Consider the following 14,651-nt stretch of genomic DNA (forward strand, 5'->3'; position numbering starts at 1 on the left):
GCGCACAGGTTCAGGGGCTCAGCCGGGTTCCGCCCGTAGCTCGGCGGTGATCGCGCGCTCCCTGAGCTGGTCGGACTCGGCGCGCAGCGCCTCCACCTGCTCGCGCAGGTCCGTCAGGCGCATCTGTTCCATGGCCAGCCGCATGCGGGCCTCGTCGCGTTCGGCGAGGGCCTCGGCGACCTTGGCCGTCGCGCGCTCCCCCGCCTCGGCGATCTTCTCGGCGGCTCGTTCCTCGGCCCTGGCCGTCCGGCGTGCCGTCCGCCGCTCCAGCTCCGTCGCCTGCTTGTCCACCCGTTCCGCCCGCGTGCGCGCCTCGGCCGCCTCGGCCAGGGCCTGGGCGCGCGCGGCCGCCTCCGCGTCGGCGCGCGCCAGCGCCCGGTCCCGCTCCGCCTCGGCCGCGTCGGCGCGCGCCGACGCGGCCGAGGCGACACGTTCGGCCTGGCCCCTGGCCTCCTGGGCCTTCCTGGTCTCCTCCAGCGCCCGGTCCCACTCCGCCCGCGCCTGACCGGACTGCTCCTGATCGTGGATGGCGCGCGTCTCGGCCCGGCGCGCCTCGACCTCGGCGGCCTCCACCCGTTCGGCCATCTCCCGCAGTGCCGCGTCGCGGGCGGCCTCGGCCCGCTGAGCCCTGCGGGTGGCCTCCTGCTCGGCCTGCCTGGCCCGGCGTTCGGTGCTGGCCGCCTCGTGCAGCGCGGCCAGCGCCTGCTCCCTGGCGGTCTCCGCGTCGGCCAGCGCGATGTCGCGTTCGGCGTTGGCCTCCTCCACGCGGCGCGCCATCGCGTCCCGCTCGCGCCGGGCGTGCTCGGAAGCCTCCCGCGCCAGGCGTATCTGCTCGAAGGCCTGTTCCCGCTCGGCGCGCGCGATCGCCACCCTGGTGTGCGCCTCGGCCTGCACCGCGCTCACCTTGGCCTCCACCCCCGCCGGGCTCAACTCCTCGGACAGCACCTGCGCCAACGGGGCGATCGCCGCGATCATCCCCTTCTCCATGCGCTCGTAGAACTCCTCGGCCCTGGCCAGCGCCCCTTCAAGCCCCGGCGTCGCCCGCCGCATCTCGCGCTCGCGCTTGGCCGCCGCCTGGCAGTTTCCCTGCGCGCAGTACGCCCTCGGCCGCCCCCGCCCGGGCCGCTGCTCGATCGGCGTCCCGCAGTGTCCGCACGGCGTCACCGCGCCAGGCTCCCGCATGCCGGAATCCTACTGAAAATCTTTGATTTTCCAGAAATTAGAAAACAATAAACAAGATCCGTTGCGTCCCGGCCTGGCCGGGGTGTCCCGTGACAGAGAGCCGTCCTCGGCGAGGAGGCTCTGACCTGGGGCGAGGATTCTCAAGCGGCGAGCTGTCTTCGTGTTCTGTCTCACTCAATCTGAGTGAGCGTTTGATTCTGCGGGTTCTGTCTGGATCGGGTATTTAGGTTCCGCGCCAGGTTGGGGTGTTTTCGCCGGTGAGGCGGCGGGTCATGGTGTCGATCATGGCGAGGTGGATCATGGCATCCCATCAAGGCCGCACCCTTGGAGGTCTCCCCGCCCGGCGGCGACCGGGCGGGGGCCATGCTCGACGACGACGGGCTCCAGCGCCTGGCCGACAAGGTCAGTGCCGCACACCAGGCGCGCCAAGCTCGCGCGCACCCAGCCGGACTCCCGCCGTGGGAGCGTGCGATTCGTCGCCCACCGCGGCGGGCGACGGCGAGCGGCGAAACCCCGCACCGGATACGTCGCTCGCCGCCGCCCGTCCTGGCGCGTACGGGAAAGTCGAAACGACCCCGCACACCCTGCACGCGCACCCGGGCAGGGCCCCGACCCTCCGCAAAGTCACCGAAAAGCTGACCACGACGGCCAGGCCCCGGGGGGCGGGACACCGCGTCGACGCCGGTGCGTTTCGCCGGTTTCGCCAGGACTCTACGCGCGGGCGCGATCGGCCTGACGACGTCGTCGGTCTCGCCCCGGCCTGAAGTGTGGTCGACGCTTGCCGCCGGTCAAGTCCGGCGCCTCCTCGCTGCGCTCGTCAGCTCCGGACTGGACAGTCGGCCGCGCGCCGACCGGACAGGCCAAGGGGGCGAGGCCGGGAAAGGCGAGGAAGCGGCGCCCCCCTCTCCCCTGGTCAGCCGTCGTTCCGTCGCGAGGGAGCGGCCAACGTGCCAGGATAAATCACGTCAAGCCGTAACTCGCGTGGGCCGGTATCGCAGGGCGACCGCCCCCGACCGGAACTCACGGCGGTCCACGGGCTCAAGCTGGATGCGCTCGCGCAGACCGGCGAGCAACGTCGGCCCGTGTCCGGCAAGGACCGGCTGCACAAGGAACTCGTACTCGTCGATCAGTCCCAGATCTGCCAACGCCAGGGGGAGCGTCACGCCACCCACCCACAAGCCCTCGCCTGACTCCTGCTTGAGCCGCTGAACCGCTTGCCCGAAGTCGCCTCGCACCAGCTCGGCATTCCAGTCGACCGCGCTCAGCGTGCTCGACACGACGTACTTCTTCGCCCGGTCGATGGTCTCGGCGAACGGGATCTGCCACTCATCCATCCAGTCAGGCCACGTGTCCGTGGCCGGCTTCCGCCACGCCGACTCCATCATCTCGTAGGTCACCCGGCCGAATAGCAGGGCATCGGCTCGCTCCATCTCAGCGGTCCAGTAACGCATCGACTCCTCGTCCGGGGGGAGCCCCGCCTCGTGATGGCAGCAGCCGTCGAGCGTGACGTTGATCGAGTATCGAAGTGGTCTCATCTAGTTGCTCTCCCTTGATGCGCGCAGCGCGTTTTCACCGGACGTCTACTTAGACGGCCGTCGGCGCCATTTCTCATCGGCGCCCGATCCCACCTACTCCGGGGGCGGCCGGAGTACGCCAGAAACACACCGCGCTCCCATCCCCTTGCCGCTGCGCGATCGTCCACGTCCACGGACGATCTCGCGCGTCTGTTGCGCGCGGAGATGATGTCAGCGGGTCGCGCGGGCTCAATGTCAGTGACCGGCTGTCGATCACCTGGGGCGGCCGGGCGGCAGAGGGTGTGTTGGTGATCACCCGTTGATTCGATCACGATGACGTTCGTGCGGCGCGGGGAACGGTGAGCCCGGGAGAGGGACAGTACGGCCTGGTCGAACCGTGGTAGAACACGGCGGCGGCGAGCAGGCCCAAGCCCCACGACGTGTAGCCGAACATCTCCATCGACACCTTCCAGGCCGGGGCTTGGGCCAGACCGCCCTTGCCAAGGAGCCACGCCGCCATCCCGGCCACGCCGAAGTAGCCGACCAGGCTCGCGCCGACGAACAGGGCGGGTCCGAGCACGAGCCATCGCGGCACATCACGTCCTGCCAGCGGGACCACCCAGCGCGGCCAGATCCTGCCGAACCGGTGGACCAGTGCCAGCGGCAGAAGGGTGCCGGCCAGGATCAGCAAGGCCACGAAGATCCCGAAAGGCGAACCGAGCGCGAACGGCGCCTTACGCGCCGCGACGGAGTCGAGTACCAGCGCGGTCACACGAGCGGCGCAGCCGGCGATCGCGACGTAGGCGGCGAGGTAGGCCCACCGTGGCGTGGGATCGGTGCGCCGCTCCGGCGAACGGCCGTGGACCCGGGCGCAGCGGACGCAGGCCCGCCGGACCCTGCGCTGCTCGGCGACGGCACACGCCAGCGTCAGCGCGCCCGCCGTCGCTCCGGCCGCGCGGGTCGCCAGGCTCCCCCAGTGGTCGGCCTGGCCGAACAGCATGGTGGCGAGACTGATGGCGAGCATGTACGAATAAACGATCAGTCCGGTCCCGGCCACCCACGCCAGCACCACCAGCGTCCACCGCACAGGTGCCGCCCAGCGGTGGCCGATCCCAGCGGCGATCACCGAGCACACCGCCGTGGCCGTGAAGGCGAGCGTCACCGCCACCCACCGGCCAGGCGAGAACGCCTCCTCGGGAGGAGCCGACGGCGACCCCGGGTCCATCAGCCACCATACGTGGGCCACCCCGTAGGCCGAGCTCCACACCGCCGCAACGCAGGGCCATCTGCGTGGCCCGCTCAATGCCTCGGCTCTCATCCGAACTCCTCGGCCCCGTAACTCGATGACTCGATGACTCGATGAGCTTGCTCTGTCAGAGCTGTGATCCCGCTGAGGGGCGCTGAGAATCCACTCAGCGGCGGTTCCGGCGTCGGCCCCGGTGTGCTGGGTCCACGTTGCTGTCCGCGCGACCCACTGACATCAAGTCCGCGCGCAACAAGGTGGGAGGGCCGGGTGTTCGGGGAGAGGCGTTTCCTGCTTCAGCGAGATGAGGAACAGACGTCTGTTCGCCGCCGGTCCGTTCGGGGCTTTCGCCCGCGTTGATCCCCCGCCTACCGTCGTAGGTGATCTGTCCCCGCCCAGGGGCGGGGACGCTTCGCTGGGAAGGGGAGGCCGGTGGTCGACGTCGAGGACGCCTCACCGCCCGAGCCTCGCCCCGGAGGCGGACCGGGCGGCCGCCGCCGACGGGTGGCCGGTGGACGTCCCAACCGCAACACCGTGCGCTTCACCGACGCCGAACAGATCGCCCCCGAGCAGGGCTGGGTGTGGCACTGCGCCATCTCCCTGCCCACCGGTGAGGTGCTGGCCGATGCGCAGTGGGCGGTCGTGGCCCGCGCGGCCGTGGAGCGGCTGGGTTTCGACGAGAGTGACCAGCGGGCGGCGTGCCGGTGGATCGCGGTCCACCACGGGCCCTCGGCCGGTGGCAACGACCACATTCACCTGGCGGTCAACCTGGTGCGCGAGGACGGCGCCTTGGCCGTGCCGGGCCGCGACCGGCGGGTCATGTCGGAGCTGTGTGCGGACATGGAGCGCCGCTTCGGCTTGTACGTGGTGGAGGGACGTCCCGGGCGGGGCCTGCCCGGCTACAGCCGCGCCGAGGCCGAACGCGCCCAGCGCCTCCAGCCGGTCCAGCGTGCCCCGGGTGCGCGGTGCCGGGCCCGGTCCGCCATCGAGGAGCCCGGCCGCCGGACCGGGCCCGAACGGCGGGGATCCGGACCGTCAGCGCCTGGCCCGCCTGATCCGGTCGGCGGCCGCGAGCTCGGCCGGCGAAGCCGAGTTCGTGCGCCAGGCCAGGGCCTCGGGGGTGTGGGCGCGCGAGCAGCACCGCCAGCTGCGCCAGGCCGCCTCCCTGACCACGCACGCCGAGGCCTTGGCCCGCGATCTGCACCGGCGCCGCGCCGAGCATGCCCCGGCAGAGATCCGCGGCCTGGCACAGCGCACCCGTTACCGTTGCCGGATGCACACCATCGAGCTGACCTGTGACGACATGCTCGACTCGGCGGTGCGCGCGGCCTGGGACCGGCTGGCGGCCGAGGGAGTGCCCAGCCAGGCCCGGCACCCGCACCCGACCAACCGCCCCCATCTGACGCTGGCGGTCTGCGAACGGCTGCCGCCCGACGCGCCGGCCGCGTTCGCCGAGGCCTTCGGTGACCTGCCGGTGCCGGTCAGGCTGGGGCCGCTGCTGCTGTTCGCGGGCCGGGCGCGGGTGCTCGCCTGGGGCGTGGTGCCGCAGGCCCGGCTGCTGGCCGTACACGCGGGGGTGTGGCGGGTGCTGGGCGGCTCCCGCGGCGGCAACCCGCCGCACGCGCCGGGACGGTGGCTCCCGCATGTGACGCTCGCCCGCAACCTGGACGCCGCGACCCGGGCGCGGGCGGTCACGGTGCTCGACGGACTGGCCGAGGCCACCGGGGCGTTCTGCGGCGCGCGCAGCTACGACGGCGCGCTCCGCGCGACCGTCCCCTTGGCGGGACAGGGCTGACCCGGCCTGTCACCGCCACCCCTCCCGATGGGAGCTGTGCGTGGTGCTGGCCCTGCGGGACGGGCTCCGCTCCGGCGACGTGTTCGTGCCCGGCTCCCGCCGGTACGCCGACCCGGGCACCTACCTGTTCACGCCCGGGCAGTGGGAGAGCAAGCGAGCGGAGTTCTGCCAGCTGGTCCGCAAGCCCGCCGACGCCTCTGAGGCGATCGACCAGGTCAAGGAAGAGCTCCACCGGGCCCTGGAAGATCTGGAAGAGACCCTGGCGAACGCCGCGCCGAACGACGTTGGCGCGGTCCGCCTGGACGAGGAAGGGCAACGCTGCGGATGGCCGGATCCCTGAGGTTCGGTGAGGCGACCGCGTCGCTGGTGGTCGGAAAGTGGTCGGCGGCATCCCGGCAGAACACCCTCGCCGCGGCGATCAAGGAGTGGGGGCGCATCCGCAGGACCATCCACGCCGCCCGGTATTTGTCGGATCCGGTGTACCGGCGGAAGATCTCCCGGCAGCTCAACAAGGGCGAGAGTTTGCACGCGCTGCGCCGGGACCCGCACTACGCCCAGCAAGGCACGATCGTCCGGCCGCACCTGACCGACCAGTCCTGGTGCCTCACCATCCTCACCAACGCCGTCATCACCTGGACGACCGAGTACTACGGAAAAGGCATCACCGAGCTGCGCGCCCAAGGCCGCGAGGTTCCCGACGAACTGCTGTCGTTCATCGCACCCGGCCACCGCGAGAACATCAACTTCTTCGGATTCATCGAGGTCGACATCGAAGGCGAGACCGCCAAACTCGATGATGGATGGCGGCCACCGCGCCCCACCCTCGTCAACGAGGCGGGCACGACTGGGTCGGGGTGTAGGGGTTGATGTCGTCCGGGCGAGGGCTGCGCTGACCGCGCTGCTTGGCCTCGCGTCGAGCGGCCGCGTAGGCCGGCCTCTCCTCCTGCCAGGCCGAACGGCTGGCTTCCAGCACGGCCAAGGCTCGCGGGAGGGCGGCCTCATCGGTGCGGAACGGCCCAGCTGTGGCGTCCGGGAAACTCAAGGTCGCCTCGAAGCCGATCGGCCGGTAGAGCTGCACGCAGGAGCGAAGCGCGGATAGCCGTCGCTGATGGGGCAAGGTGGTATCGCGCGCCTTGCGGGCGAAGTTGCCGAAGCTCATCTGGCCGCGCTCATCCCCTCGTCGCCGATCCGATCTCACGTACGGGATAATGATCTATCATCACGCACATGAGCGATCATGGCGGAGCGGCGATCAGGAGAACCCTTCGCCGGGACGGTGCACGACTCCGGCACGTTATCCGGTACGTCGCCCAGGCCTGTGCAGCGACCGCCGCCCGGCGGCCAGCATGAGCGCCGCGCCGAAGGCCACCGCCCTTCGCGGTGGAGGCGTCAGCCTCGCCGCGGCCGCCGACGCCTTCCTGGCCACCCCGCGCACCGCCAACCCCGACACCCACCGCTCCTACGCCTAGGCCATCGACCGCGTCACCGCACTGCTCGGCTGCGACCGGCCGCTCGCCGACGTCGCCGACGCCGAGATCGGCGCCGTGCTCACCGAGTTGTGGGGCCGATGCGCGCCGGCGACCTGGAACCGCAACCGCGCCGCCGAGATCCTGGCGCTGAACGTCGAAGACCTCGACCTGGAGCACCGGCGCGCCCCCGTCCGCTCTAAAGGCGGCGCCATCGAGTGGGTGTACCGGGACCGTGGCACCGCCCACCTGCTGCTCCGGCTCCTCCGGCTCCCGGACGGCAGCACGCGCACGCACGGTCCGCTGTTCCTGTCCGAACGCCGCCCGGTCCCCGCCCGCCGTCCGGCGGCCGCCGACATCTGCCCCCACACCGGCCGCGCCCGCCTCGGCTACGACCGCGCCCGCGTCCTGCTCGACACCTACGCCGGGCTCGACCTCCACCAACTGCGCCACAGCGCCGCCACCCACCTCGGCGAAGCCGAAGCTGCAGCTCATCATGGGCAAGACCCGGCACAAGAACCCCCGCACCGCCGTGCGCTACGTCAAACCCGGCGCTGAAGCCATCGCCAAGGTCACCGAGGTCCTGGCGCCCCGCCGCCGTACCCACTGATCAACTGAGTGGCGGCTCGCCGGAGCTGTAGGAGTTCCGGGCCGTCACGGTCGGGCGGCCCGTCGCTGCGCTGGGCATCGTACTGTCCGTGTGGCGCGCCCGCGAGCTGCTCCGCCTGGTGGAGCCCCTGCGCGCCGCCGCGCGGCCGGCATCGCCGGGGCCTACGAGAGGTAGGCCCCGGCTCCCTGGGACGCTATCCCGCTGGCTCGACGACGGTGACCACGTGATTGGTGCTCGTTCCCTTGACGGTCGAGCTCCCGACCAGCGTGACCGTGTAGGTGTGCTTCCCGGCCGTGGCCGGCGTGTCGGTGAAGGCGAACGTCCCGTCGGTGGTGGCGGCCAGCTTCTGACCCTTGGTGGTGACGGTGCCGTCCGGCGCGACGGCCCTGCGGCTGACGGTGACCGTCGTGCGCGGGTAGACGACGCCCTCGGCGGCGAAGGAACCGCTGAACTCAAGCAGCTCGCCGACTGCGCCCGTCGCGGGCCCGGTCACGGTGAGCGCCGGTTCGTACCTGGCCACCGTGACGGTCGCCGTCGCGTAGGCCCCGTAGTACCAGGAGTTGCCCGGCCAGGACAGGCGATACCTGAACGCCCCGATGCCTGGTGGGATGTCGGTGAACTCGTAGGTCCCGTCCGCCGCTGTGGTGACCTCCCGGAAGGGCCGGTCGGTGCCGTCGGGGAGCCAGCTGTACAGTTCCAGCGTCTGCACGCCGGGGGTCGCCCCGGTGCTGAGCGTGAGCCGTCCGCTGATGGTCAGCGGCTTGAGCGCGTTCGCCTCGGCGGGCGCCGTCAGGGTCAGGGCCGAGGAGTGGTAGGGCGCGGACGGCAGCCGCCATAGGTGCATACGCCCGGTGCCGGGCTCCTTCAGTACCGCGAAGGTGTAGATGCCGTAAAAGCCGATGCTGCCCGGCACCAGCGCCTTTCCCTGGTGGCCGGCCGTGTAAATCACCTCTCTCGTGGTCGCGTCATAGACCACGAGCTCCGCCGCGTCACCCAAGGCGGAGTTCCAGCCGCCCACGACGTAGTAGCCGTTCTCGCTGGCCGCGACGGTGGCGGCCAGGTCGTGCCCGGCCGGCCCCTTCTCGTCGTAGGCCTGGGCTCGGTCGAAGGTCGTGGTGTCCCAGGCGTCGAAGCGGTGGGTGCCGGACGGCACCGGCAGCACCGCCGACCCTTGGTAGGCGAGGGCCAGGTCCTCCAGGGGCGGCAGCCCGTTTGCGTCGCCGAGGATCTCGCCGAGCGGGTTGCCCGGGTCGCGGTTGACGTCGTACAGCCTGACGGTGGCGGGGCTGACTCCCGGTTCCGACACGGCGAGGAAGGCGCCGGCGACCGCGACCAGCGGAGGCCTGGTCGTGGCCGGCCCGACCTTGGCGAGGATGGGGGTGGCCCGCACCTCGAGCGCGACGACCCCTCCCTCGCCCGCCCCACCGCAACCGTACCCGATCCACAGCCGGTTGTGGGCCTGCGCCAGCGTGGACGGGCACGGATAGGCGGACAGATCGATGCGCCGGGTGACGGCGACCGTGGCGGTGTCGATCTCGATCACCTCATGCGTGCCGCTCAGCGTCGCGTACACCTTCCTGGCGCCGTCCGGCGCGGACAGGGCGGTGACTCCGGACAGGCCGCCGATCGTGGTGACGGCCTCGCCGTCGAGGTGCGTGACCACGATCCGGTCGTCGGCGGCGACGAAGACCTTGCCGTGGCCGGCCACCAGGTCCCCGCCCATGCCCGCGACCCCGAGATCGGCGACGAGATCGGCGGCCGCGGCGGGGGCTGGGACGGCGAGCAGGCTCGCCGCCAGGAGCAGAGACCCGGCCGAGGCGACTAATCGGCTGATGCGTTCAGAGGCTGAAGGACGCACATGCACTCCGTTCCGAAAGACGATCTTCGTTCTTCGAACGTATATTCGCATGTCGCGCCGTCGCCGTGAAGGGCCAGTCGCCGAGTTTCTGAATGCGGTCCTTAACCAGGGGGGTCGCGATGGCCGCCTTGTGCGGCTGCCCCCTGAGGAACGCCCGGGCGAAACTCTGGCCTGGTCGGGGCCCTGGGTCGTTCCGGACCAGGGGCGGCCGCGAGCGCCGTCACGAGGCGGCGCTGTTCTTCCTGGTCAGTGGCGTCGGCCTGGTGCTCAGCTCTGCGCCGCTCTGGATCTCCCGGTACGTACTCGACCTGGAGACCCCGGACGTGAGCGTGGTGACCCAGGAGATCGCCGACTTCGTAAGCGCACAGATCGTCGGCACGCTGATCGCCATGATCTTCCGCTTCTGGGCGCTCAGGAAGTGGGTCTTCCCCGACGAGAAGCCCTCAGTCCGGCAGCGTGCGATTGGCTCCCGCTCCCGACTCCACGGACGAGGCGGCTTGATGACGGCGAATCCAGAAGCCGCCGGTCGTCGAACACGAAGCGCGCGTCGCAGTCGTCCTTCGCCCTGCCCAGGCGCACACACGACAGGACGGTCGCGGTGCCGGGCGTGCCCGTGTAGCCGAGCGCCACCTTCAGCGGCGGCGTGACGGCGAGGACCACGAACGTCATGAGGCAGGCGAACAAGAGCGTCAGAAAGATCGCGAGCCGCGCCTCCTTGATGAACACCCTGACCGTCGGGCGATCCGACGCCTTGGCGGAAGCCCGTTTCGGTGTGCGCCCTGGCCCGGACCGCCGCCTGCGGGCCAGGGTCTTACGGAGGGCCGGCCGGCGATGCCCTTCGGGCGTCGTGTCTGTGTCGTGTTCCTTCGTGTACGGGCCATGGCGCCCATGCTGGACGCCGGCACTTGGAAACCGCCTGCGACCGGCTGAGTGGTGAGCGTGCCGCCGGCCGTCGGCCGGGTTGATCGCCCGGGTCGAACGATTGGTCGGGCAGGGCGGCGGGGCAGGGATTTTCCGGACGCGCAGCCGTCGATGTGAAGGACTTTCACACGTTCCAAATTGGTCACCATCTGTGCCGAATTGAACCCATAAGGCTACGGTCAGGGCTCTGTCTCGTACGAAGGAGCCCCGTGAGCCGAAGCATCAACGCGTCCCTGCTCGCCGTCGTCCTCGCCGTGCCCCTGGCCGTGGCCGCGCCCGCCGAGGCCGGCGCCATACCGAAAGGCGCGAGAAAGGCGACGGTGGTGAAGATCGTGGACGGCGACACGATCGATGTGCGCTTCACCCGCACCGGCTCCACCGTCCGCGTCCGCCTCTTGCAGGTCGACGCCCCCGAGCGCGGCACGTGCTGGTTCACCGCCGCCACCAGGCGCACCGCCGCCTTGCTGCCCATCGGCAAGACGACGTACCTGCTCGCCGACAAGGAGCCCAAAGACCGCTACGGCCGATCCCGGTTCTACGCGTGGAACACCGGCGGGGTGTTCGTCAACCGCAACCTGGTGCGCTACGGCTACGGCAAAGCCGTGCTGTACAAGCCGAACGACAGGTACATCGCCGTGATGCGCGCCGAGCAGGCCAAGGCCAAGAAGGAGCGGCTGCGCATCTGGTCGGGCCGGTGCGACACCACCAACACTCCGGCCCCGAATCCGACCTCGACGCCCACCTCGACGCCGGATCCGCCCTCGGGTGGGAACGACCCCCGCTTTCCCACCTGCGCGGCGGCCAACGCCGCCGGATACGGGCCCTACCGGCGCGGAACCGATCCCGAGTACACCTGGTACCAAGACCGCGACGGCGACGGCGTCGTGTGCGAGCGCTGATCCTGACCGCGGAAAGGCTCCTGCCCGCAGATGGGCGGGAGTTTTCCGCGATTGATCGAGGTATTCCTCGGCGTACGCGTCGACGGCCTGAATATCTCCGGCCGTCGGCTTTCACTCGTTGCGAAGGACTTCGCAGCCGTCGAACAACTCTGTGACCGATATCTCGAGAGCGTCGGCGATCTGGAACAGGCCGAACTGTCTGCGCGGCTCGGCGAGGCGAGGCGGGATCGGGGCGGGATCGGGGCGGGATCGGGGCGGCCACTCACCCGCCGGCTGCCGATCCAAGCCGCCCAGCCGTCGTGGGAGATCAACTCCATTCTGTCCCTCATTCACGGCGCACGGCGCACGGCTCAACCTCGCCGAAAAGCCGTCCATCCAGCACGAGGCGAGCCCGCTCGCCCAGTAGAGGCTGTTGACATTTCTTTCCCGCTGTGAGGTATATGGCGTATGGTCATGCTCTTTGGTGGTCGGCGCCGGCTGCCGGCCACCGTGGTATTCGCGCTGGTCACCATTGCGCCACTGACCGTCGTTCCCGCCACTCCGGCCGTCGCGGGAGCGGTGAACCCGCTGGAAAGGTGCCTGTACGAGTCAAGCTCGTACCAGAACACCTTCAATATCCCCAGCACCGGGCTTTTGCCTTACACGAGCCCGCCGGGGTATCTGCCGAATGACCTTCTCGGCTTCCGGACGACAGGGTCGATTCAAACTCAACCCGGAGCGGGCGCCGCAAAGGGACCCGACGGCGATCCGGTGAACGCGCCCGCGACGGGAGGCTGGCCGGCACCGGGGCTGCGGCAGTTCGCCCTGCTGATGCGCGTCCAATACGGGCAGGTGCGCCTGGAGAGCAACGGCAGCGTTCCCGACGGTCGTACGCTGGGCGGCACCATGGTGCCCCGGCGCTGGTATGTCGCGGGCTCCTACAGTGGATGCCTGCGCATACTGGAGAATGCTCCGCCGTCCATCGAGTTCTTGGTGAACGAGCCCAATCTGACGGACAACAGCGGCCGTTTCCTCTCCGTGGGCAAGCACTGGTGGTGAGCCGTCACACCCGGTCGCTCTGAGCGGCCATGGTAATTCCGGACACGGCCTTGGAAACAGCGGAGCAGCGGTAAACGGCTGCGTCGCGGGTCGTGGGAGGCCGCTACTCCTTCCAGCCGCCCGACATGCCCGGCGGGCTGCGCGCACTGAACCCGCATGAGCCGCGCGCGGGGCGACAGGTGCCGCACGGCGACGGCGATTCCTTAGGAATGGCCTCCGGGACTGGTAAGAGTCGTTGATTAAGTGGCCTGTGTTCCTGTTCGAACAGGAACACAGACCACTCTTCGTGATCGCTGAGGCTGAAAGCCTCCGGAAACTTCTCCATGAACCGATGGCGGGCGCCGGAGGATTCTTCTGCGGCGAATGACTACGCCACTGTTCTGGCCGAGAATTCGACGACGGTCATCAGTTCCTCCCGGGTGGCGCCGCCGGCCTGCACGGCGATCCCTTGACCAACGGTGGCGACATAGCGGGCAAGAGCACTGGCACTCTGGTCGGCGCGAAGGCCGCCCTCGGCTTTCAGCTGTTCGAACCGGTGCTCCAGCGCGTCTTGGACGGCGCGGCGCAGAGCGGTCAACAGGGGGCACCGCCTGACGGTCCTGATGGAGCCGGGAAGGATCGAACGCGGTCTCGGAACTGACTCGTCTCACGAGCCGGCACTCGTCGCCGGACGCACCTACAGCCTTGTCGTCACGGCGCTCGGGCAAACAGCGCGCCATACCTTCCGCGTAGGCGATCCAGTTCTGAAGGCGGTCGACGAGACACACCGGAGCCTCGTCCCCCCAACGACGGGGAGCCTCGAACCCGCCGCCGTGCACTTCGACAGGGTGATGGACGCCGCCCTTTGCGAGGACGAGATCGAAGTCCTGGCCCCTTCGGGAAAGGTCGTTCAGACGCGTACGTCACTCGCACCGGACGGAACCGCGGCGCGACTCACCCCGAACCACCCGTGGCGCGCCGGGAAGCACCGCCTCGTCGTCTCCGAACGTCTCGAAGACGTTCGTGGCAACAGGTTGGGCGAGGCTCTGGACCATGACCTGGGCGCGGGTGGACCACCGCGGGCCGGGATGATCAACTTCACGACTCGCAGCGTCACCGCGCCCCCACCTGCCCAGGCGGTGGGGTCTGTCCGGAGTCCTCGCAGTGAGACCTTCCCGGCGTTGACCGTTCCCGGAGCGGAAAGGGAGCGGCCGTCCGGCGACGCGTCCCGGCGGTGAGCGCCCCGCGGTGGCCGCGCGGGCTCGGGGCCGCGTATGTTCGCCTTCATGGTTGACGCGATGTTCGGGCATCCGCGCCTCGCCGCCATCTACGACCCGCTCGATCCGGATCGCGGCGATCTCGACGCGTATCTCGCGATGGCGGAGGAGTTCGGCGCGCGGTCCGTGCTGGACGTCGGGTGCGGTACGGGCGTGTTCGCGCTGCTGCTCGCCGGGCGCGGGATCACGGTCACCGGGATCGATCCCGCGCGGGCGTCCGTCGACGTCGCGCGTGGCAAGCCGGGCGCGGAGCGGGTGCGCTGGCTCGACGGCGACGCGGGAGACCTGCCGCCCATGCGGATCGACCTGGTGACGATGACCGGGAACGTCGCCCAGGCGATCACCGATCCGCGGGCATGGCGCAGGACGCTGCGCGGCGCGTACGAGGCGCTGCGGCCCGGCGGGCGGCTCGTCTTCGAGACGCGCGATCCGGCGCGGCGCGTGTGGGAGGAGTGGGCGGGGTGGACGCGCGAGACCACGTACCGCATCACGGACATCCCGGGCGTCGGCCGGGTCGAGACCTGGGCCGAGCTGACGGACGTGAGCCTGCCGCTGGTGAGCTTCCGGGGTACGCACGTGTTCGCCGCCGACGGGAAGGTACTGACCTCGGAATCGACGCTTCGCTTCCGCGAACGTACGGAGGTCGAGCGGGACCTGCGCGAGCACGGCCTCGTCGTCGAGGACGTACGCGACGCACCCGACCGGCCGGGCGGGGAGTTCGTGTTCGTGGCGCGGCGCGATGTCGACCACCGCGCCGAAGTCCGCGGGCCTCTCGGCTCGCGGAGGGCGCGCGTCACCCCGGAACAGGCGGGGCCGCCCGTCCACGGCGGCGACCGCCGCGTCGAAGGGCCGCGCCGGTAGGAGGTCGC

The 14,651-nt window shown here is 70.6% G+C and carries 17 protein-coding genes and 2 pseudogenes; 12 read left to right on the forward strand and 7 right to left on the reverse strand.

Annotation, left to right across the window (positions count from 1 at the left end):
• Positions 1-18: 18 nt before the first annotated feature.
• The 3 genes from ACSC1Q_RS31410 to ACSC1Q_RS31420 form a co-directional block, all read right to left on the reverse strand.
• The gene (locus ACSC1Q_RS31410; RefSeq protein ID WP_436762308.1) at positions 19-1,182 is read right to left on the reverse strand and encodes a hypothetical protein; all 1,164 of its coding nucleotides are present in this window, start codon (positions 1,180-1,182) and stop codon (positions 19-21) included.
• 965 nt (positions 1,183-2,147) lie between these two features.
• Positions 2,148-2,717, reverse strand: coding sequence for a dihydrofolate reductase family protein (locus tag ACSC1Q_RS31415; protein ID WP_030925166.1), 570 nt, complete (start codon positions 2,715-2,717; stop codon positions 2,148-2,150).
• Positions 2,718-3,024: 307 nt separating this feature from the next.
• A complete protein-coding gene (locus tag ACSC1Q_RS31420; RefSeq protein WP_436762309.1) occupies positions 3,025-3,921 on the reverse strand; it encodes a hypothetical protein in 897 nt (298 codons plus the stop codon).
• A 552-nt stretch (positions 3,922-4,473) separates the two neighbouring features.
• Between ACSC1Q_RS31420 and ACSC1Q_RS31425 the strand changes: the two are divergent.
• The 4 genes and pseudogenes from ACSC1Q_RS31425 to ACSC1Q_RS31440 form a co-directional block, all read left to right on the forward strand.
• Positions 4,474-4,788: pseudogene (locus tag ACSC1Q_RS31425) on the forward strand (relaxase/mobilization nuclease domain-containing protein); the annotation flags it as partial.
• A gap of 247 nt (positions 4,789-5,035) precedes the next feature.
• Positions 5,036-5,734, forward strand: coding sequence for a 2'-5' RNA ligase family protein (locus ACSC1Q_RS31430; protein WP_436762310.1), 699 nt, complete (start codon positions 5,036-5,038; stop codon positions 5,732-5,734).
• Between the two features lie 40 nt (positions 5,735-5,774).
• Positions 5,775-6,074, forward strand: coding sequence for a hypothetical protein (locus tag ACSC1Q_RS31435; protein WP_436762311.1), 300 nt, complete (start codon positions 5,775-5,777; stop codon positions 6,072-6,074).
• Positions 6,059-6,601, forward strand: a complete 543-nt coding sequence (locus ACSC1Q_RS31440; RefSeq protein ID WP_436762312.1) for a Tn3 family transposase — start codon at positions 6,059-6,061, stop codon at positions 6,599-6,601. The genes ACSC1Q_RS31435 and ACSC1Q_RS31440 overlap by 16 nt, the downstream gene beginning before the upstream one ends.
• Here the strand turns inward: ACSC1Q_RS31440 and ACSC1Q_RS31445 are convergent.
• Positions 6,561-6,893, reverse strand: coding sequence for a hypothetical protein (locus ACSC1Q_RS31445; protein ID WP_436762313.1), 333 nt, complete (start codon positions 6,891-6,893; stop codon positions 6,561-6,563). The two genes, ACSC1Q_RS31440 and ACSC1Q_RS31445, sit on opposite strands and share 41 nt — an antisense overlap.
• A gap of 187 nt (positions 6,894-7,080) precedes the next feature.
• On the opposite strand from ACSC1Q_RS31445, the gene ACSC1Q_RS31450 reads away from it, so the two are divergent.
• A complete protein-coding gene (locus ACSC1Q_RS31450; RefSeq protein ID WP_436762314.1) occupies positions 7,081-7,203 on the forward strand; it encodes a hypothetical protein in 123 nt (40 codons plus the stop codon).
• A gap of 75 nt (positions 7,204-7,278) precedes the next feature.
• Complete coding sequence (locus tag ACSC1Q_RS31455; protein WP_436762315.1) at positions 7,279-7,758, forward strand: tyrosine-type recombinase/integrase; 480 nt, start codon at positions 7,279-7,281, stop codon at positions 7,756-7,758.
• 245 nt (positions 7,759-8,003) lie between these two features.
• On the opposite strand, the gene ACSC1Q_RS31460 is transcribed toward ACSC1Q_RS31455, so the two are convergent.
• Positions 8,004-9,668, reverse strand: coding sequence for a hypothetical protein (locus ACSC1Q_RS31460; RefSeq protein ID WP_436762316.1), 1,665 nt, complete (start codon positions 9,666-9,668; stop codon positions 8,004-8,006).
• 119 nt (positions 9,669-9,787) lie between these two features.
• Between ACSC1Q_RS31460 and ACSC1Q_RS31465 the strand changes: the two are divergent.
• Positions 9,788-10,036 (forward strand): annotated as a pseudogene (locus ACSC1Q_RS31465) (hypothetical protein); the annotation flags it as partial.
• 43 nt (positions 10,037-10,079) lie between these two features.
• Here ACSC1Q_RS31465 and ACSC1Q_RS31470 read toward each other — a convergent pair.
• Positions 10,080-10,394, reverse strand: coding sequence for a hypothetical protein (locus ACSC1Q_RS31470; protein ID WP_436762373.1), 315 nt, complete (start codon positions 10,392-10,394; stop codon positions 10,080-10,082).
• Between the two features lie 404 nt (positions 10,395-10,798).
• On the opposite strand from ACSC1Q_RS31470, the gene ACSC1Q_RS31475 reads away from it, so the two are divergent.
• From ACSC1Q_RS31475 to ACSC1Q_RS31485, 3 genes are read left to right on the forward strand one after another with little or no spacing between them, the layout of a single operon-like run.
• Positions 10,799-11,488 (forward strand): thermonuclease family protein, encoded by a 690-nt coding sequence (locus ACSC1Q_RS31475; RefSeq protein ID WP_436762317.1) that lies wholly within the window; start codon positions 10,799-10,801, stop codon positions 11,486-11,488.
• A gap of 51 nt (positions 11,489-11,539) precedes the next feature.
• Positions 11,540-11,923 carry a hypothetical protein gene (locus ACSC1Q_RS31480; protein WP_436762318.1) on the forward strand — a complete coding sequence of 128 codons (384 nt, stop codon included), beginning with the start codon at positions 11,540-11,542 and terminating at the stop codon, positions 11,921-11,923.
• Positions 11,924-11,935: 12 nt separating this feature from the next.
• A complete protein-coding gene (locus tag ACSC1Q_RS31485; RefSeq protein ID WP_436762319.1) occupies positions 11,936-12,526 on the forward strand; it encodes a hypothetical protein in 591 nt (196 codons plus the stop codon).
• 367 nt (positions 12,527-12,893) lie between these two features.
• On the opposite strand, the gene ACSC1Q_RS31490 is transcribed toward ACSC1Q_RS31485, so the two are convergent.
• Positions 12,894-13,103, reverse strand: coding sequence for a hypothetical protein (locus tag ACSC1Q_RS31490; RefSeq protein WP_436762320.1), 210 nt, complete (start codon positions 13,101-13,103; stop codon positions 12,894-12,896).
• Positions 13,104-13,128: 25 nt separating this feature from the next.
• On the opposite strand from ACSC1Q_RS31490, the gene ACSC1Q_RS31495 reads away from it, so the two are divergent.
• Together ACSC1Q_RS31495 and ACSC1Q_RS31500 are read left to right on the forward strand one after the other, a co-directional pair.
• Positions 13,129-13,743, forward strand: a complete 615-nt coding sequence (locus ACSC1Q_RS31495) for a hypothetical protein (protein ID WP_436762321.1) — start codon at positions 13,129-13,131, stop codon at positions 13,741-13,743.
• A 48-nt stretch (positions 13,744-13,791) separates the two neighbouring features.
• On the forward strand, positions 13,792-14,643 hold the full coding sequence (locus ACSC1Q_RS31500; protein WP_436762322.1) for a class I SAM-dependent methyltransferase: 852 nt from the start codon (positions 13,792-13,794) through the stop codon (positions 14,641-14,643).
• Positions 14,644-14,651: the final 8 nt, after the last annotated feature.

Source organism: Streptosporangium heterodermiicola (genome assembly GCF_051390675.1).
Classification (GTDB): domain Bacteria; phylum Actinomycetota; class Actinomycetes; order Streptosporangiales; family Streptosporangiaceae; genus Streptosporangium.